The 18,808-nt window shown below is 70.5% G+C and carries 17 protein-coding genes; 8 read left to right on the top strand and 9 right to left on the bottom strand.

What is annotated here, in order from left to right:
- The first annotated feature begins 11 nt into the window (after positions 1 to 11).
- From IPK24_02265 to IPK24_02250, 4 genes are all read left to right on the top strand, one after another.
- Complete coding sequence (locus tag IPK24_02265) at positions 12 to 281, top strand: HPr family phosphocarrier protein (protein ID MBK8074396.1); 270 nt, start codon at positions 12 to 14, stop codon at positions 279 to 281.
- A gap of 6 nt (positions 282 to 287) precedes the next feature.
- Positions 288 to 1,988 (top strand): phosphoenolpyruvate--protein phosphotransferase, encoded by a 1,701-nt coding sequence (ptsP, locus tag IPK24_02260; GenBank protein MBK8074395.1) that lies wholly within the window; start codon positions 288 to 290, stop codon positions 1,986 to 1,988.
- 72 nt (positions 1,989 to 2,060) lie between these two features.
- Complete coding sequence (locus IPK24_02255) at positions 2,061 to 3,290, top strand: beta-lactamase family protein (protein MBK8074394.1); 1,230 nt, start codon at positions 2,061 to 2,063, stop codon at positions 3,288 to 3,290.
- 116 nt (positions 3,291 to 3,406) lie between these two features.
- Complete coding sequence (locus tag IPK24_02250; GenBank protein ID MBK8074393.1) at positions 3,407 to 3,673, top strand: GlsB/YeaQ/YmgE family stress response membrane protein; 267 nt, start codon at positions 3,407 to 3,409, stop codon at positions 3,671 to 3,673.
- Positions 3,674 to 3,857: 184 nt separating this feature from the next.
- Here the strand turns inward: IPK24_02250 and IPK24_02245 are convergent, their stop codons facing one another.
- Positions 3,858 to 4,334: a hypothetical protein gene (locus tag IPK24_02245; protein MBK8074392.1), complete on the bottom strand. Its 477-nt coding sequence runs from the start codon at positions 4,332 to 4,334 to the stop codon at positions 3,858 to 3,860.
- 98 nt (positions 4,335 to 4,432) lie between these two features.
- The gene (locus IPK24_02240) at positions 4,433 to 6,505 is read right to left on the bottom strand and encodes a hypothetical protein (protein ID MBK8074391.1); all 2,073 of its coding nucleotides are present in this window, start codon (positions 6,503 to 6,505) and stop codon (positions 4,433 to 4,435) included.
- A gap of 334 nt (positions 6,506 to 6,839) precedes the next feature.
- Here IPK24_02240 and IPK24_02235 point away from each other — a divergent pair, with 334 nt between their 5' ends.
- Complete coding sequence (locus tag IPK24_02235; protein MBK8074390.1) at positions 6,840 to 8,696, top strand: acyl-CoA dehydrogenase; 1,857 nt, start codon at positions 6,840 to 6,842, stop codon at positions 8,694 to 8,696.
- Positions 8,697 to 8,819: 123 nt separating this feature from the next.
- Here the strand turns inward: IPK24_02235 and IPK24_02230 are convergent, their stop codons facing one another.
- Together IPK24_02230 and IPK24_02225 are read right to left on the bottom strand one after the other, a co-directional pair.
- A complete protein-coding gene (locus IPK24_02230; GenBank protein MBK8074389.1) occupies positions 8,820 to 10,166 on the bottom strand; it encodes a glycoside hydrolase family 6 protein in 1,347 nt (448 codons plus the stop codon).
- Between the two features lie 106 nt (positions 10,167 to 10,272).
- Complete coding sequence (locus tag IPK24_02225) at positions 10,273 to 10,890, bottom strand: hypothetical protein (GenBank protein MBK8074388.1); 618 nt, start codon at positions 10,888 to 10,890, stop codon at positions 10,273 to 10,275.
- Positions 10,891 to 10,950: 60 nt separating this feature from the next.
- On the opposite strand from IPK24_02225, the gene IPK24_02220 reads away from it, so the two are divergent.
- A complete protein-coding gene (locus tag IPK24_02220) occupies positions 10,951 to 11,154 on the top strand; it encodes a hypothetical protein (protein MBK8074387.1) in 204 nt (67 codons plus the stop codon).
- A gap of 9 nt (positions 11,155 to 11,163) precedes the next feature.
- Here IPK24_02220 and IPK24_02215 read toward each other — a convergent pair whose 3' ends face one another.
- The 5 genes from IPK24_02215 to IPK24_02195 form a co-directional block, all read right to left on the bottom strand.
- Positions 11,164 to 12,060, bottom strand: coding sequence for an N-acetylmuramic acid 6-phosphate etherase (locus IPK24_02215; GenBank protein ID MBK8074386.1), 897 nt, complete (start codon positions 12,058 to 12,060; stop codon positions 11,164 to 11,166).
- Between the two features lie 20 nt (positions 12,061 to 12,080).
- Positions 12,081 to 13,610 (bottom strand): glycoside hydrolase family 3 protein, encoded by a 1,530-nt coding sequence (locus IPK24_02210; GenBank protein MBK8074385.1) that lies wholly within the window; start codon positions 13,608 to 13,610, stop codon positions 12,081 to 12,083.
- Between the two features lie 4 nt (positions 13,611 to 13,614).
- Entirely contained in the window at positions 13,615 to 14,457 is an 843-nt protein-coding gene (locus IPK24_02205) for a carbohydrate ABC transporter permease (GenBank protein MBK8074384.1), read from the bottom strand.
- Positions 14,454 to 15,446, bottom strand: a complete 993-nt coding sequence (locus IPK24_02200; protein ID MBK8074383.1) for a sugar ABC transporter permease — start codon at positions 15,444 to 15,446, stop codon at positions 14,454 to 14,456. The genes IPK24_02205 and IPK24_02200 overlap by 4 nt, the downstream gene beginning before the upstream one ends.
- A gap of 70 nt (positions 15,447 to 15,516) precedes the next feature.
- Positions 15,517 to 16,800 carry an extracellular solute-binding protein gene (locus IPK24_02195; protein MBK8074382.1) on the bottom strand — a complete coding sequence of 428 codons (1,284 nt, stop codon included), beginning with the start codon at positions 16,798 to 16,800 and terminating at the stop codon, positions 15,517 to 15,519.
- 190 nt (positions 16,801 to 16,990) lie between these two features.
- Here IPK24_02195 and IPK24_02190 point away from each other — a divergent pair, with 190 nt between their 5' ends.
- Positions 16,991 to 17,740 (top strand): GntR family transcriptional regulator, encoded by a 750-nt coding sequence (locus IPK24_02190; GenBank protein ID MBK8074381.1) that lies wholly within the window; start codon positions 16,991 to 16,993, stop codon positions 17,738 to 17,740.
- Positions 17,737 to 18,798 carry an SIS domain-containing protein gene (locus IPK24_02185; GenBank protein ID MBK8074380.1) on the top strand — a complete coding sequence of 354 codons (1,062 nt, stop codon included), beginning with the start codon at positions 17,737 to 17,739 and terminating at the stop codon, positions 18,796 to 18,798. Before IPK24_02190 ends, IPK24_02185 begins: the two co-directional genes overlap by 4 nt.
- Positions 18,799 to 18,808: the final 10 nt, after the last annotated feature.

The following is an 18,808-nucleotide window of genomic DNA, read 5'->3' as shown; positions in this document are numbered from 1 at the left end:
GGAGATCCGCCATGGCACGACGAACGGTCACCATCGCCTCTTCGGTGGGCCTGCACGCCCGGCCCGCATCCCTGTTCGTGCAAGCCGCCGCCGAAACCGGCCTGGACGTCGAGATCGCCAAGGTCGGTGAGGAGCCGGTCGACGCGACCAGCATCCTGGCCGTGATGGCCCTGGGCGCCGAGCACGGCCAGGAGGTCGAACTGACCGCCGAGGGGGACGGCGCCGACGCAGCGCTGGACTCGCTGGTGGCCTTGCTGGCGCGCGACCTCGACGCGGAGTGAATCGTCATGGGTGATCCATCGAGCCCGGGTGCACCGCAGACCCGACAGGGCATCGGGGTCAGCCCGGGTACGGCGTACGGGCCGGTGGTGCAAGTGGCACCACCGGTCCGGCCGCCGGCCGGCGAACCTGCTGCCACCGACACCGACGCCGCCCTGGTGCGCATCAGGGCCGCCTTCGAGGGCGTGGCCCAGGACCTCACCGCCCGGGCCGCCACCGCGGACGACACCGCTCAACAGATCCTCACCGCCACCGCCCTGATCGCCCGTGACAAGGGACTGATCAAGGGGGCCGGCAAACACCTGGCCGCCGGCAAGGGTCCGGCCGCGGCCGTGCACGCCGCCGTGGAGGACTTCGCCGACCAGTTCACCGCCCTCGGAGGGTATTTCGCCGAGCGGGTCACCGACCTGCGGGACGTGGGCTCGAGGGCGCTGGCCCGGCTGCTCGGCGTTCCGGCTCCCGGCATCCCGGTGTTCAGCACGCCCAGTGTGGTGGTGGCCGAGGACCTGGCCCCGGCCGAGACCGCCACCCTGGACCGATCCCTGGTGCTCGCGATCGTCACCGAGGCCGGCGGACGCACCAGCCACACCGCGATCCTGGCCGCTCAGATGGGTATCCCGGCCGTGGTGCAGCTGGCCGGCGCCACCGGCATCACGCCCGGCACCGAGATCGCCGTGGACGGCGACTCCGGTGAGGTCACGCTCAACCCGACGCGGGCGTACGTGGACGAGCTCGTCGTCCGGCGGCAGCGGCGCGCCGAGGCGCTGGCCGACAGCCACGGCCCGGGACGCACCCGAGACGGTCACCCGGTGGCCCTGCTGGCGAACATCGGCGGGGTCGAGGACGCCGTCCAGGCGGCCGCGCAGGATCTCGAGGGGGTGGGCCTGTTCCGCACCGAGTTCGTGTTCCTGTCGGCCGAGCGCGCCCCGACCGTGGCGGAACAGACCGAGATCTACCGGCAGGTGTTCGCGCCGTTCGGCGACCGGCGGGTCGTCGTGCGCACGCTGGACGCCGGCGCCGACAAGCCGCTCGCCTTCGCCGATCTCGGCCCGGAGGAGAACCCCGCTCTGGGACGACGCGGATTGCGGCTGTCCGCCGAGCGGCCGGAGCTGCTCGACGCCCAGTTGGAGGCGTTGGCCATCGCGGCGCGCGAGACCGGCGCCGACGTCCGGGTGATGGCACCGATGGTGGCCACCGCCGAGGAGGCAGCCTGGTTCGCGCGCCGGGTCCGGGAGAACGGCCTGCCCAAGGCCGGGGTGATGATCGAGGTGCCCGGGGCGGCATTGCGTGCCGCCCACGTGCTCGCCGAGGTCGACTTCGCCAGCCTGGGCACCAACGACCTGGCCCAGTACACGATGGCCGCCGACCGGATGCAGGGTGAACTCGCCGATCTGCTCGACCCGTGGCAACCCGCCGTGCTCGACGTGATCGCCGCGGCCTGCGCCGGAGCGGCGAGTACCGGCAAGCCGATCGGGGTCTGCGGTGAGGCGGGCGGGGATCCGTTGCTCGCCCTGGTGCTCGTGGGTATGGGGGTGTCGAGCCTGTCGATGGCGCCCTCGAAGGTGGGCCTGGTGCGGTTCGCGTTGTCGACGCACAGCCTGCCGGAGTGCCAGCGGCTGGCCGCCCTCGCCCGGGACGCCCGCACGGCGCGCGACGCCCTCGACGCCGTCCGATCCGAGGCCCACCAGAGCTTGACCAACATGCTCTGATCGCGCTGTGCTCTGATCGCGCGGTGCGCTGATCGATCAGCGCGCGCCGCAGCTGTCGATCGGAGGCTCGCGATGGCCGGACTGCACGTCGAGGTGGATCCCGCCGAACTGGGGTTGGACGCCGACGGGCTGGCCAGGGTCGATGCGGCCCTGGCCCGCTACGTCGACGCCGGGCACCTACCCGGGTATCACCTGGTGATCACCCGGCGCGGACGGGTGGTGCACAACAGCCTGGTCGGGCGACGCGATGTCGAGCGCGACCTGCCGGTCACCGCCACCACGCTGTGGCGGATCTACTCCATGACCAAGCCGATCACGGCGGTCGCGGCGATGATGCTCTACGAGGAGGGGGCGTTCCAGCTCACCGACCCGATCGCGCGCTACCTGCCGTCGTTCGCCGATTCCCGGGTCTACACCGGGGGTTCGGACGTCAAGGCGATGACGGTGCCCACCCCCGAACCGGTGCGGATCTGGCACCTGCTGACCCATACCTCCGGCCTGACCTACGGCTTCCATCGGATGCACCCGGTCGATGCCATGCTGCGCGCCCAGGGCTACGAGTGGGGCAGCCCACCCGGGGTCGACCTGGCGACAGCGGTCGACTACTGGGCCAGCCTGCCCCTGCTGTTCACCCCGGGCACCGAGTGGAACTACTCGCTGGCCACCGACGTGCTGGGCCGGCTGATCGAGGTGGTCAGCGGCCAGAGCCTGGACGCCTTCCTCGCCGACCGGATCACCGGCCCACTCGGCATGGGCGACACCGGATTCCGGGTCAGCGGGTCGGATGTCGACCGGCTGGCGACGTTGTACGTCGCAACCCCGGACGGCGGGATGCGCGCCCATCCCGAACTGGGCGACGTCTGCCTCGACCCCCCGCTGCTGGCCGGCGGCGGCGGCCTGGTCTCGACCGCCGCCGACTATCAGCGGTTCGCCCGATTCCTGGCGCGCGGCGGCGAGCTGGACGGCGTCCGGCTGTTGAGCCCGAAGACCGTCGCGTACATGACCCGCAATCACCTGCCGGGCAACGCCGACCTGCAGACCTTCGGGCGCCCGGTGTTCAGTGAGATCCCCCAGGACGGCGTGGGTTTCGGCCTCGGCATGGCAGTCGTGGTCGATGCCACGGCGGCCCGCATGGTCTGCTCGGCCGGGGAGTACAACTGGGGCGGCGCAGCCAGCACCACGTTCTGGGTCGACCCGGTCGAACAGCTCGAGGTGGTGTTCATGACCCAACTGCTGCCGTCGAGCACCTACCCGGTGCGACCTCTGCTGCGCCAGACGATCTACGGGGCACTGACGGGTTGAACCCCCGTCGCGACGAACGAATCTCGACAGGCGCCCCCCCGCCCTCGGTGCGATCCTCGGATCACGCCAGGCCGGCCGTCAGGGGTCCGGCCGATGTCCCGTGGTAGGAGACCGACATGACCGTCAACGGCATCATCGCCGCGATCGTCATCGGGCTGATCATCGGCGCGCTGGGCCGACTGGTCGTGCCCGGCAAGCAGAACATCCCGATCTGGATGACCATCGCCGTCGGTATCATCGCTGCCCTGATCGGCAGCGCCATCGTCGGGCCGATGCGCAACACCTCGGGGATCGACTGGGTCGAACTGCTGGTGCAGGTGGTGTTGGCCGCCGGTGGCGTGCTGCTGGTGACCACCATGCGCGGCAGACGTAGCATCCACTGATCTCGTTCCACCCGAACGCAGGACGCATCCCGGAACCCCGCCACGGGCCTTCCTCCGGGATGCGTCCTGTTGTGCTCATCCCCCACGAGCGCAATGTCACGTCACGCTCGTCTGGCGAGTGCAACGTGACATCGTGCTCGACCCGGACGAGTGCAACGTGACATCGCGCTCATCGGACGAGTGCTCAGTCGGCCAGCAACCGTTGCACGGACTGCGGGTCGGCCTCACGCTTGCGGTGGATCACGTAGGTGCCCGGCCCGATGCCGTTGGCGCCGTGTTCCTCGGTGTGGATCAACAGTGCTGCCTGGCCCGACGGCACGCTCACGTAGGCCAGGCGGAGGTCGGGATCGTCCTCGTCCCGCCAGACCATCGGCTCGGGTTGCGCCCACCGCACGCCGTGGCACCCCTGGTCCTGGTGCAACCAGTGGGTGTTGCCGGTGGCCTCGGACCAGATCAACTGAACACCCTGAGCCGGCACCGGCCGCCAGGCCCCCGGGTCGACCGACTCACCCGGATCGGCCGGCTCGATCGGGATCACCAGCAGGTCACCCTGAGCCTGCACCCCGGTCAGGATCGGCACCGCGACCTCGGCCGCCAAATGGTTCGGCACAACCGCGCCGACCAGGCCCAAGGCCTGTTCATAGGTGAGCGTCACGACGATCAGTCCTCCCCGTCCCCGACGGTCCGAGCGGATCCGTCATCCGGTCAGCGTAGGCGACGCCTCCCACGGTCCACCTCCCGGAATTCGCCGCCCCGGGCTCACGTACGCCGCTGCAACCGGCGGTAGACCTCCACCGGCACCCCGTACTGCCAGGCCGCAGCCTCGATCGGGTCGTCGAGACCCGCCGGCACGAACTCGGCGAACCGTCGCACCTGCCCGTCGGGTCCGGGGCTGGCATTGGTCATCACCAGCAGGCTCAGGTCGTCCCATCCGGCGTCGTCCAGCCGGTACAGCCGCAACCAGTGGGGCGGGTTGGCCGGGTCGGGCACCTCGGCGATCAGGGGCAGCCGGGCCTGCTCCAGATAGCGATCCCAGCCCATCGTCTCGATCAACACCCGGCGCGCCTCGGAATTCGGTACGCCGTGGATCTCCGCGGTGGTCCATTCCCCCGACTCGGCCGCCCGCGGCACTCGCACCCCGTCGATGAGGTGCCACCAACTGCCGTCCGCCCAGCCGAGGGAGGCCGTGGAGAGCCGGCGCCCTCCGTCGGGGGTGGCCAGCCACCCGCGGCGAATCACCGGCTGTTCGAGCAGGACGGCGACCCGACGCAGCGCCGTCCAGGGCACCGCCGCGGTGGCCTCCAACGCGCTGAGCAGTGCCTCGGCCCTTTGCTCGCGCCGCTGGTCGGTCTGCGGTGGCGACTCCCGGGCAGGCGCCGGCGGCACGGCTGCGAGCCGGACGGCGCGCTGCCAGCGCCATTGCGCCACCGTGGCCGGCGGGAACGAGCGCCGAACCAACGCCCCGAGCGGATCGGCGGCCGCCACCGGTGCGGTGACCTGCTGCACCACCCGGTCGACACCCGGGGTCCGCGGCGCCGGCCCACGGCGCAGCCGAGCCGTCACCCTCGCCTCCAGCGGAAGCAGCCACCTCGCCCAGCGGAGACGCCCCCGGCGCACGCCGGCGAACCAGGGCCGGGTGGTCACCCCCATCACGACGAACAGCGCCGCCGGGACGCCGAACAGCCCCACCGCCCGGCCCGCAGCGGACTGCAGGAAGGCGGGGTCGGCGTAGGCCAGCCAGAGCCACCAGCCGACGATGAGGCTCACCAGGACGATCAGGCTCGCCCCGGCGATGACCTTGGCCGTGCCGGGGCGAGCCACCATCTGCTGCCAGCGCAACGCCCGGGAGGCCATCGCCTCGGGCAGCCGATCGCGGTCCTCGGCCCGCACCAACCGATCGAGCGGGTCGCGCAGCGCCGCCACGTACTCCTCCCAGGTGCGGCACCACAGCAGCGCCGGTGGGGGCAGCCCGAGCGCGTCATAGAACGCGTCGACAGCGGCCTCGGTCGCGGGATCTGTCGGGCGGGCGACCAGGTGGCGGTCAGCCCAGTCACGCCCGAAGAGTTCGCCCTGGCGACCCGCCTCACCCGCCTGCGGGAGCCGCGGCACCCGCACGCCGTCCACGAAGAGGTGCCGGACGCCGTCCGGCCAGCGCGCGGTGAGGACCTCGTGCCCCTCGACCTCGCGTCGCTCGAGCTGGGTCGGTGGCGCCAACGCCACCGCGACCCCTCGCAACCCGTGCCAGGGGAACCCCTGGATCTCGAGACCTGGGACGACGGCCCACCAGAAGGGCCGTTGCAGCGCTGCGCGAGCGCGCAGGGTCAGGTCGATCGCCCTTCTCAGCAACCGCCATCCCACGACCAAGGGGGTCAGCAGGCAGACCAGGAACACCAGGTTGTCCGGCAACGAGTCCTCGCCGACCGGGCGGTCGAGCAGCGCCATCACCGCGCGGTAGGCGAGGAAGGTGGTGAGGAGCCAGCAGGTGAGGCACAGCAAGAGCACCGCCAATGCCCCGGCCAGAGCGGTCACGACCATCGTCAGCGTGCGCAACCACCCGGGCCGCCAGCGCCAGAGCCGCACCACGAGCGGACGGCGCCGCAGCAACCACCGGGCCTGCGCCCGCGGGTCCTTCAGAGCAGCCAGGTAGCGACCCGGTGACTCGCACCAGGCCACCCGCGGGGCGCGCCGTCCCACGCGCCGGTATTCCTGCGCGATGGCCTGCTCGGCCTCGGCACGCAGCACCTCCCCCGACGCCGTGCCGTGCCCACTCCAGGCGAGGATCACCGCGTGCACCTCGGGTGACAACTCCCCGTCGAGAAGCCGCCTGTCCACCCGCCCGACCACCGTTCGCTCAGTCTGGCCAGCCCCCGACGGCCGCCACACGCCAATCACCCTAAACGCGACCACCCTCCGTCACCGCCCCCGACTCATCCCCGCGGATCACGCTCATCCCCGACGAGCGCAATGTCACATCACGCTCGTCTGGCGAGTGCAACGTGACATCGCGCTCGTCCCGGATGAGTGCGACGTGACGTTGCGCTTGGTTGGCGCTTGCGCAGTTACTCATCAGTAGGCATCATCGAGTTACCGGCGGGTAACCCTCGCCGCGGACGAAGCGCGGCCGGACGGCCGCCGGCGGCGACAGACATCCCGAGGGGCGGCACTGATGAGCCACTACAAGCACAACCTGCGCGACGTGGAGTTCACCCTGTTCGACGTGCTGGGACGCGACGCCGTCCTGGGCACCGAGGCCTTCCCCGACGTGGACGGCGAGACCGCCCGCGAGATGCTGGGGCAGGTGGCCAAGCTGGCCACCGACAAGCTCGCGTCGTCCCTGGTCGACTCCGACCGCAACCCACCCCTGTTCGACCCCATCAGCCACTCGGTCACGCTGCCCGCCTCGTTCCACGAGAGCTACCGCGCCTACGTCGACAGCGAGTTCTGGCGCAGCGACCTGCAGCCCGAGATCGGCGGCCACCCCGTGCCGCCGTCGCTGCGCTGGGCGATGGCCGAGTTCGTCCTCGGGGCCAACCCCGCCATCCACATGTACGGCACCGGGTTCGCCTTCGCCCGCATCCTGTACGCCCTGGGTAACGAGGCCCAGAAGAAGATCGCCGGCCACATGGTCGAGCACCGCTGGGGCTGCACCATGGTGCTCACCGAGCCGGACGCCGGGTCGGACGTGGGTGCCGGGCGCGCCAAGGCCGTGCAGCAGCCCGACGGGACCTGGCACATCACCGGCGTCAAGCGGTTCATCACCAGCGGTGACGCCGACATCTTCGAGAACATCGTGCACCTGGTGCTGGCGCGCCCCGAAGGGGCCGGCCCGGGCACCAAGGGGCTCTCGTTGTTCGTGGTGCCGAAGTTCCTCGTCGACACCGAGACCGGCGAGCTGGGCGAGCGCAACGGCGTCTTCGTCACCAATGTCGAGCACAAGATGGGCCTGAAGGTCTCGGCCAGTTGTGAACTGCGCTTCGGCGAGGTGGACGGCATCCCCGCCGTGGGCACCCTGGTCGGCGACGTGCACGACGGCATCGCCCAGATGTTCAAGGTGATCGAGGCGGCCCGGATGTTCGTGGGCACCAAGGCGATCGCCACCCTGTCGACCGGATACCTCAACGCGCTCGACTACGCCAAGAACCGGGTGCAGGGCCCCGACCTGACCCGCTCGACCGACAAGACCGCCCCGAGGGTCACCATCACCCATCACCCCGACGTGCGCCGCTCACTGATGCTGCAGAAGGCCTACGCCGAGGGGCTGCGCGCCCTGGTGCTCTACACCGCCAGCCAGCAGGACGCCGTGTTCGTCGCCGAGGCGCGAGGTGAGCGGGACGAGTTGGCCGAGCGGGTCAACGACCTGTTGCTGCCGCTGGTCAAGGGCTGTGGTTCCGAGCGCTCCTGGGTGCTGCTCGGCACCGAGAGCCTGCAGACCTTCGGCGGCAGCGGATTCCTGCAGGACTACCCCATCGAGCAGTACGTGCGGGACGCCAAGATCGACACCCTCTACGAGGGCACCACGGCCATCCAGGGCATGGACTTCTTCTTCCGCAAGATCGTGCGCGACAAGGGCCAGTCCCTGACCCACCTGGCCGGCCAGATCGCCGAGTTCGTCAAGGCCGCCGGCGCCGAGGATGCGCTCGCGGTCGAGCGCGAGCTGCTCGGCAAGGCGCTGGACGACGTCCAGGGCATCGTCGGGTTCATGGTCGGGGCGTTGATGAGCGCTCACCCGAAGGCCGAGGGCGGCGACGTCCGCAACGTCTACAAGGTCGGCCAGAACACCACACGGCTGCTGATGGCCGCCGGTGACCTGGTGATCGGCTGGCTGCTGCTGCGTAGCGCGGAGGTCGCGGCCGGCAAGCTCGCCGCCGAGGGCATCAGCGCGAGCGAGCGATCGTTCTACGAGGGCAAGATCGCCGCAGCGCGGTTCTTCGCCCGCACGGTCCTGCCGAGGTTGACGGCCGAGCGGGCGATCGCCGAGACCACCGACAACGCCCTGATGGACCTCGACGAGGCAGCGTTCTAGATCGCCTCGTGATCGCCGTCGTGCAGGGTGGTTCCCCCTCGCCACGGGGGAATGACCCTGCACGACGGTGATCTCTGCGAGACGGTGATCTCTGCACGACGGGGAGCTCGGCGCGAGAGCAGGTCACCAGGCGGCGTTGCGCACCAGGCCCAGTGCGTAGTCCTTCCAGAAGCCGGACGCCGGACCGCCGTTGCAGGCACCGTCGGTGTCGCCGGGCACCTTGACCCAGAGCAGGGCATCGAGGGTGCCGCTGGTGCCCAGCCGGGGCGGTTCACCGAGGGCTCGGCCACTCGGGTTGCACCACGCGCTGCCGGCAGCCGCCCCGTTGCCGTTGCGCGAGGTGTCGACCACGTAGTGCAGCGACGAACCGTACGCCGTGGAGATCGCCGCCGCATAGGTGGACACCGAGGACGTGGCGGCGAAGTTGCTCACGTTCAGCGCGATGCCATCGAAGGCGTCCATCCCGACGCTCTTCAGGATCGCGGCCGCCTGCGCCGGGGTCTTCCAGGCCGGGTGCCCGGCGTCCAGGTACACGCGGTGACCGGCCTGCTGGAAGATGTTGCCGGCATCGTGGAGCAGCTTCAGGCGCCCCGCGGGGTCGGCACATCGAGCCGCGTCGACCGCGGCGTCCGGCTCGAGCACGATCATCGCCTTGCCGACGATGGCGTTCTTCACCGAGGTCACCCAGGCGAGGTACTCACTCGACGTCGTGCCGCCGGCCGAGTACCCACCACAGTCCCGGTCGGGGATGTTGTAGATCACGAAGACGGCGAGCTCGCCCTGCGCGGTCGCCCGGGTGCTGACCGTCTTGGCCATGGTCAGGTTGTACGAACCGCCGGAGAGCCAGGTGGCGATCGGGCGGTCGGCGATCTTGTGCAGCAGCGCCAGCTCGGCCGCATTCGAGGTCGACCCGAGGATGACCTCCTGGATGTTCGGGCTGACGTAGAGACCCGAGGCGGGCACGGCCGGCACCTTCGGTGCGGCGCTCGTGGTCGGCGTCGTGGGCGCGGCGCTCTTCGTGGTCGTGGTGACCGTGGGAGGCGTGGACGACGGCACCGCCTTGGTGGTGGTCGTCGTCGGGGCCAGCGGCACCACCGTCGTGGTGGCCGAGGTGGGGTCACCGGCCACGCCCGGCTGCGGCGCGACAGGAGCGGCAGCACCCGGCGCTGCGGGCGCTGCGGGCGCTGCGGGGACAGCAGGGGCCATGGTCGGGGCGGCGGCGGGACTCGACGGCGCAACGGGACGCTTGCCCGCGCGACCCCGGGCGGCCGTGGTACTCGAACCGGTCGGCGGACGGCGCCGCGCCGCGGGAGCCTGAGCCTGACGCTCGTGCCCGGCCTTCGCCAGAGTGGTCACGATGCGGTCATCGGAGTTGGGGCCGACGGGCGCCGCCGTGAGGGCGACACCGCCACACACCATGACGACTGCCGCCCCCGTAGCAGTGATCTTGATGTTGGTCCGAAGGCTCACGGTCCAGAACACTAGTCAGGAGTTCGGCTGAATTTGAATGGCTGAATGCCTGGATACCGCCGACTTAACACTTCATTGAGCCACGAACTTCTCATTCCTCGCGTGCTCAGCCGCGCGGCACCCGGACGGCGATCTCCTCCCCGAGACGGGCACCGCCGAGCAGATCCAGGTCGTCGCCCGACCAGAACGTTCCCGGGTCGAACGCATTGGCCGGGCGCGCGCCGTCCAGCAGGCCCATGACCTGATAGGCGCGGGCCACCACCTCGGCGCAGTAGGTCACCCCGATCGGGGCGTGCCGGCGCACCCGGCCGCGCAACCAGCGGCCCGCCAGCGCGGCGGTCCGCGGGAACGGCAGGCCGTCGGCCCGCGCGATCTCGCGCAGCAACTGGTCCTCCATGGCCGCGGTGATGGTGGTGTCGAGCTGGCGCATCCAGGGACGCTGCTCGTAGCGGGTCACCCACTGCACCACGGCCTCGCGCAGATCGTGCAGCTGGACGCCGCGGTGCTTGTCCCCGGTCCAGACATCGGTCAGTGACTGACCGAGTTCGGCGTGCCACATGAGCGGCGGCAGGTCCTCGAGGACCACGGCCATGCCGACGTGGTTCACCGGGGCGTTGGTGAGAGTCTGGATCGCGCGGTCGGCGAGACTGGGGCCGCGGAACAGCCAGAGGTCACCGGTGCGGGTGACCTCGACGGCCTGATCGAGGTCGATCGAGCTGGACATGACGCACAGTCTGCCGGGTGCGCCCGGCAGCGAGCAGGCACACGGATCCAGGAGGCAGCGATGGACGACGCGGCACGGTCGCGACTGGTGCGGCGCCTGCTGCGGGGCCTGGGCCTGGCAGGCGTGGTCGGGGTGGCCGCCACCGGGGCCCTGCTGGCGCGCTCCGAACGGCAACGTCGCGCCGTGACACCGGACGAGGTTCGCTCCCGGCTGCACGAGCGACTCGACAACGCCCGAGATCCCCGAGATCCCCGAGATCACTGACGGCAGACGTCAGCGACCGGCCGACGCCTCACGGACCCGGCCCCCGGCGGCGTCCAGCGCCTCGCGGGCGGCGGTCGCGTCGAGCCCACGGCGCAGCATGACGATCGCCAGCGGTCCCGAACCGCCGGCGGCCGACAGCGCGTCCTGCGCCGCTGCCGGCTCGACGCCGCAGGCCAGGGCCACCCCCCGGACGGCGCGTCGCACCAGCTTCGCGTTCACCGCCGGCGCGGCCACCATGAGGTTGCCGAAGGTGTGACCGGTCCGGATCATCACCGCGGTCGAGATGACGTCCAGCGCCATCTTCTGAGCCGTGCCCGCCTTGAGCCGGGTGGAGCCGACCACGAGTTCGGGACCGGTGAGCAGCTCGATGGCCCGGTCCGCACCGGCAGCCAGCTCCGTTCCCGGGTTGTTCACCAGGGCCGCAGTGGCGGCACCGCGGTGCCGGGCCTCGGCCAGCGCGGCCACCACGAACGGGGTCCGGCCGCTCGCCGAGACCCCGATCACCAGATCGCCCGGTGACGTCCCGACGGCCGCCACGGCCTCGATGCCGGCGTCGGCGTCGTCCTCGTCCCCTTCGCGTGCATCGAGCAGCGCCGCCTGCCCCCCGGCGACCAGGGCGATCACCGTGCCCGGGCGGACCCCGAAGGTGGGCGGCAGTTCGGTGGCGTCCAGCGCGGCGAGACGACCCGCGGTCCCGGCACCGACATAGATCATCCGGCCACCGGCCGAGAGCCGCGCCACGGCGAGCTCCGCCACGCGGGCGATGTCACGGCGAGCGGCCCGAACCGCGTCGGCGACCTGGAGTTCGACGTCGAGCGCGACGGCGACCAGGTCGTCGGTGCTCAGCAGATCGAGCTCACGACGGCTCGGGTCGTCATCCTCGGTGCCGCCCCCATCCGCCGTCATCGCCGCCGTCATCGCCACGGTCATCGCCCTCTCTGCGCCAACACCTCGGCCGCCGCCCGGAGGCAGACCGGGGCGCTGCCGAAGGTGAACACCCGGGCACCACGCCAGGTCAACGACCCCGGTTCGGCATCAGGGTGTTCCGCATCGTGGCGAGAATCCGGTCCGGGGAATCCGGTCTCGACCACGATGGCATCCGGCCGCGCCGTCCTCAGCTCGTCGACCACCCGCGCGACCCTCGGCTCACGATGGAGCTCGCGGACGACGATCACCAACGCTCGTCCGGCGGCGTCAGCCAGCAGGTGGTGACCCAGGTCGGTACCGTCCTGGTGGATCCCCACACGCCGCACCAGCGTGCCGGGCAGCAGCGCACTCAGCAGGTCCCCCAGGCCACGGGTGAGCCGTTCTCCCGCAGCCATGTTGGGCCGGCCGTCCAGCTCCACGACGAGCGGTGGCCCCGGCATCGGACCCACGGGCGTGCCCGACACCGTGATCGCCCGCCGGGCCGCGGCCAGGCCGGCCACCTCGTCCGGACCGGTCGACGGCCGGCGCATCCGAGCCGACCATCGGGCGAGGTCGCGCAGCCGCCGGCTCGCCTCGGCGAGCCTGACCACGGGCAGGACGCCGTCGCGCAGCGCCTCGACGATGGCCGTTCGGGCGCCCTCGACCTGCGCCGGACTCGCGCCGGGCCCCAGACACAACGCATCGACCCCGGCGGCCAGGGCGCGGACTGCCCCCTGCGGCATGCCGTACGTGGCCGCGATCGCCGCCATGTCGAGGGCATCACTGACGATGAGCCCGTCGAAGCCCAACTCCCCTCGGAGCAGACCGATCAGGGCTGGACGGCTGAGGGTGACGGGGGCGGCGGCGTCCACCGCGGACACGACGATGTGTGCCGTCATCACCGCGCGCACGCCGGCCGCGACGGCTGCCCGGAACGGGGCCAGCTCGCGTGGCTCGAGTACCTCGCGCTCGACTTCGAGGCGTGGCAGGTCGTGGTGTGAATCCGTGGTGGTGGCCCCGTGGCCCGGAAAGTGCTTGGCGCACGCGGCAACGCCCCGGGCCTGGTGCCCTGCGATCCAGGCCGCCGCGTGGGCCGAGACCTGGCCCGGGTCGGCGCCGAACGATCGCACCCCGATCACGGGGTTGTCGGGCTCGCAGTTCACGTCGACGGACGGCGCCAGGTTCAGATCGATCCCGGCACGTGCCAGATCCGCGCCGATGGCCTCGCCCAGCTGCCTGGTGAGTCCGACGTCGTTCACCCGGCCCAGGGCGAGATTGCCCGGGTAACTCGATCCGTGCGCCCACTGCAGCCGGGTGACGTCGCCACCCTCTTCGTCCACGGCGATCACCGCGTCCGGATTCGCCTCGTGGATCCGGGCGGTCAGCTCGCGCACCTGCTCGGGAGTGCCCACGTTCGTCGCGAACAGCGTGATCCCGCCCAGGCCCGAGGAGAGGCGTTCGAACCACAGGTCCGGGAGGGTGGGTCCCTCGAAACTGGGCAGCAGAACGGCGTCGGCCAGCGCGTGGAGTTCGTCGAGTTCGGACCTCACGCGCTCAGCCCTTCACGCCGCCGGCGACGGTGGACGACTGCATCCGCCCCTGCACCAGGATGAAGAAGACGATGACCGGGATGGCGAACAGGGTCGAGGCGGCCATCAGACCGCTCCAGTCGGTCTCCTTGAAACTGCTCTGGTATCCGGCGAGCCAGACCGGCAGCGTCTGCACCCCCTTGGACTGCAGCACCACGTTGGCCAGGATGAACTCGTTCCAGGCCTGAATGAAGGCGAACACGCTGGTGGCAACCAGTCCTGGCGCGATCAGGGGGAACAGCACCAGCCGGAACGACTGCGACCGGCTGCACCCGTCGATCAGGGCGGCCTCCTCCAGTTCGACCGGCACGTTGGCCACGAAGCCGCGCAACGTCCAGATCGTGAAGGGCAGCACGAAGGCCAGGTAGGCCAGCATCACCCCGGCCAGCCGGTCGACCAGACCGGCTCGCGAGAGCATCACGAACAGCGGGATCAACAGCGCCTCGAACGGCACCATCTGGACCGCCAGGATCAACACCACGTAGGCCCGCCGGCCGCGGAACCGGAACCGGGCCAGCGCCGTGGCCGCGAGGAACGCGGTCAGCATCGACAACACCACGACCACCAGGACGACGAGCAGACTGTTGCGCGCGTAGCCCCAGAACCCCCCGTCGGACAGCACTCGGGCGAAGTGCTCGAACGTGATCGGGTTCGGGATGATCTTCGGTGTCTCGAGGAAGACGTCGGCGCGCGGCTTGAGGGCCGTGGCCACCATCCAGTACACCGGGAACACCATGACGACGAACACCATCAGCGCCGCCAGGTTGTCGACCCGTCGGCGCGAGCGCCGGGCGCGAGCGCCGCTCATGCCTCCACCTCCTCGAGCATGCGCCGGACATAGAACACGCTGAACCCCAGCAGCAGCACCACCATCAGGACGCCGATCGCCGATCCGGCGCCGAAGTCGTTGGCCGCGAAGGAGGTGCGATAGGCGTAGATCCCGAGTAGATCGGTGTCCCTCGTGATACCCCCGGCCTTCTGCAGGATGAACACCTGGGTGAACACCCGGAAATCCCAGATGGTCGACAGCGCCACCAGGATGGTGATGATCGGGGCGAGCAGCGGAAGGGTGATCTGCCGCAACAGTTTCAGCCCTCGGGCACCGTCGAGTTCAGCGGCCTCGAAGATCTCACCGGGGATCTGGGTGAGCCCGGCGAACAGGGTCAGGCAGACGAAGGGGATCGCCCCCCACACCACGATGACCGCGGCCACAGCGAGCAGAGAGACCGGTGAGGCGAGCCAGGAGTAGTTGCGGAATCCCTCGAGCCCCAGACTGGTCAGCGCCCAGTTGACGACACCGAACTGGGTGTCGAAGAGCCACTGCCACACCTGGGTGGCGGTCAGTGCCGGCGTGGCCCAGGCCATCAGCAGGCCCACCGACAGCACGAGGCGCATCGCACGACCGAGGCGTTGCAGCAGCAGGGCGATCGCCAATCCGGCCACCAGAGTGGTGATCACGCACACCGCCGCGAAGACCACGGTGCGCAGGGTGACCGTCCACAGGTAGGGGTCGGTGAGGATGGTGCGGTAGTTCTTGCCGGCGTTCCAGGCGGTGGTGCCCCGGTTGAGGTCGCGCAGCTTGGCTCGTTGCAGTGACAGGCTGATCATGCGCACGATCGGGTACCCGAGGACGACGACCAGCAGCACCGTGGCGGGCGCCAGCATCAGATAGGGCAGCGGCCGAACCCGCTCTCGCGCAACCCGAGCCGCATCGGGCACCGGGTCGACCGGGGCCGCCGTCGACCGGGATGCCGTCCCGATCGAGACGTCGTCCGTGCCAGGTGGGTCAGCGCTCATCGCAACTCCTCAGGGGGAGGACGGTCGTCGACCGGACGGCGCGCGCGGCGCCGTCCGGTCAACGGGTACGTCAGCCGGCCAGCTTGGTCGTGATCGCTGCGCTGGCCTCCTTGGTCGCCTCGGCCACCGTGGCCTTACCGGTCATGATCTTGACGAGCATGTCCTGCAGCACCGAGGAGCTCTCGACATTGCCCCAGGTGGGGGTGACGGGCGTGAACTTGGAGTTCTCCGCCGCCGTGTCGAAGGGCTCGAGCAACGCGTTGCCGGCGTGCCCACTGAAGGCCGCCTTGGTGTTCGGGATCACGCCACCCTCCTTGGCGAGCTGGGTCTGGATCTTCTCCGAGGTCAGGATCTTCGCCCACTCGACCGCCAGGGCCTTGTTCGCGCTCTTCTCCGAGACGCCCAGATCGGAACCTCCGAAGAAGGCCGGTGCCGTCGTGCCGGCCTTCACACCCGGCACGGCGAACGCTCCCACCTTGTCGGCCCAACCGGCCTCCTTGGCGATGACACCGGGCGCCCACCAGGAGTCGATGACCATGCCGACCTTGCCGGTCTTGAAGATCTCGGAGTTCTTGGTCTCGTCACCGTCCTTCGGAGCGCTGGAGTACTGGTCGACCAAGGTCTTCAACGCCGTCAGACCGGCCTGGGACTCGGCACTGTCCAGCGTTCCCTTCCAGGCATCACCGTCCTTGGCGGCGATGTCACCACCGTGTGCCCAGACGAAGGGCAGGGCGCCGTACCAGTACTTGCCCGGGAAGTAGAAGGCCGAGTAGCCGGGGGTGGCCGAGTTCGCCGCCTTCAGCTTGGCGGCCACCTGAGCGAGCTCGTCGAGCGAGGTCGGCACCGTGACACCGGCCTTGGTGAACTGCTCCTTGTTGTAGACCACGGCACGTGTGCCGCCGTAGTACGGGATGCCGTAGCGCTTGCCCTCCAGTTCGCCGGACGCCTTCAACCCGGGCAGCCAGCTCGCCTCACCCAGGCCGGCGGCATTGCCCGTCAGATCGGCGAGCAGCCCGGCATCGGCGAACTTGGCGGTCAGGGTGTTGCCGATCTCGACCACGTCCGGCGTCGTGGCCGACCCCAGCGAGGTGGTCAGCTTGTCCTGGATGCCGTCCCACTTCTGCAGCTCCACCGACACCGTGACCTTGGGGTAGGCGGTCTTGAACTCGGCGTTCACGGCATCGACCACGGTCTGCGGCTGGCTTCCGTCCATCAGCCACACCTTCAGCGTGCCGGACGCGTCGGCGCTCGGCGAGGCGACCGCCCCCGAGCCGCCCGTCGACTCACTCGATGATCCACACGCTGCCGTCAGGGCAGCAACCACGCCCAGGACCAGTACGTAACGGAGCTTCATGAGATGCGCTCTCCTCCCGAGGATGACGAGACCGGGTGGCCCCCCGACCGACGCAGGTCGAGAGCACCACTCGATTGGACTAGACCAGTTACCCACAGTGGACCGGGTGAATTTGAGTTGTCAAGTGGTCTAGTCCTCTTCGGTCGTCACGATACGATGACGATCCCTTGCCGCTACGAGGAAGGACGCCATGGCGACCACGGAATCGGCGGAACCCACTGATGCGACACGGATCCCGAAGTACTGGAATCTCAAACGCCATCTGGTGGGACTGATCGGGGCAGAGTCACCCGGCACCGCCCTCCCTGCCGAGCGGGTGCTGGCCCTGCAGTTCGGCGTCTCCCGAACCACCGTGCGTCAGGCACTGCACGAACTGGTGCTCGAAGGTCGCCTGGAGCGCATCCACGGCAGTGGCACGTTCGTGGCACGCCCGAAGGTGCGCCAGTCGTTGAGCCTGACCTCCTACACCGAGGACATGCGTGCCCAGGGCATCGCCCCGTCGGCACGGGTGCTGGGGGTGGACGTCGTCCCGGCCACCGCTGAGCTGAGCGCCCTGCTGCAGTTGAAGACCGGCGCGCGGGTGTTGCGCATCCGGCGACTGCGCCTGGCGGACGGCGAGCCGATGGCCATCGAGACCACCCACCTCGACCGCGGGCGCTTCCCCCGGCTGCGCGCCCAGCTCGAGCGCCACGGCTCGCTGTACACCGCCTTGCGGACGGTCTACGGCATCGAGTTGATCGATGCCGAGGAGACCATCGAATCGGCGCTGGCCGCCCCGGACGAGGCCGGCCTGCTCGGCGTCGACGTCGGCCTGCCGATGCTGCTGCTGACCCGCCACTCGTTCGACACCGACGGGCCGGTGGAGTGGGTGCGCTCCCTGTATCGCGGCGACCGGTATCGCTTCGTCAGTCGGTTGCAGCGCCCCGGAACCGACCGATGAGCCCCGAGCCGGCCGCGGTGGGGCCCCGGGGGCATCTGATGGCCGCTGAGATCGGTGCCCAGCCCCAGGTCTGGCGCGAGATCCTGGCCGCATCCGGCGCAGCCCTGGACGAGGCCGCGGCCGCGATCCGTGCCTATCGCCCGAGGTTCGTGCTGCTGGTGGCCCGTGGCACCTCCGACCATGCCGCGCTGTATGCCAAGTACCTCGTCGAGACCCGGCTCGAGCTGGCGGCGGGGCTGGTCTCGCCGTCCACGATGACCGCCTACGGCGCACGGCCCGACCTGCGCGACGTCCTGATGATCGCGGTCAGCCAATCCGGCGGCTCCCCCGATCTGGTGCGCAGCATCGAGGTGGCCGGCGAGCAGGGCGCGCTGACCCTGGCGGTGACCAACAACGCCGCCTCGCCGCTGGCCGCGGCGGCTCGCTGGCACCTGGACATCCGCGCCGGCGAAGAGCTCGCCGTGGCGGCCACCAAGTCCTACACCGCCGAGTTGCTCACGTTGTACCTGCTGCTCAGCCGGTGGCGCGGCGGCCCGGCACCAGAGCTGGAACGCCTCGCCGAGATCGGCGAGATCAGCCTGCGCTCGGACGACGCGATCGTCGACCTGGCCACCCGCTACCGGTTCGCCCAACGGCTGGTGGTGACCGGGCGCGGCTTCTCGTACCCGACCACGCGCGAAGCCGCCCTGAAGTTGATGGAGACCTCCTACCTGTCGGCTCAGGCGTTCTCGGGGGCAGACCTGCTGCACGGTCCGCTGGCCATGGTCGAACCGCAGGTGCCGGTGATCCTGGTTGCTGCCGGCGGGGTCGGCGGCCGCGCCATGATGCCGGTGCTGACCCGGGTGCTCGATCGAGGAGCCGATGTCTGCTGCATCGGGGACGCCGAGGCGGTCTCGCGTGCGACGGTCGGCATCGAGCTGCCCGGCGGGCTGCCCGAGGAGTTGTCACCCCTGATCGAGATCATCCCCCTGCAACAGCTGGCCCTCCACCTGGCGGTGGCGCGCGGTGAGGATCCCGACGCCCCGCGCGGCCTGCGCAAGGTGACCGAGACCCTCTGACCCCGAGATC

It is taken from the genome of Kineosporiaceae bacterium (genome assembly GCA_016713225.1).
Classification (GTDB): Bacteria; Actinomycetota; Actinomycetes; order Actinomycetales; family Kineosporiaceae; genus JADJPO01.
The sequence above is the reverse complement of the archived record's forward strand: the minus strand, read 5'-3'. Positions and strand labels throughout refer to the sequence as shown.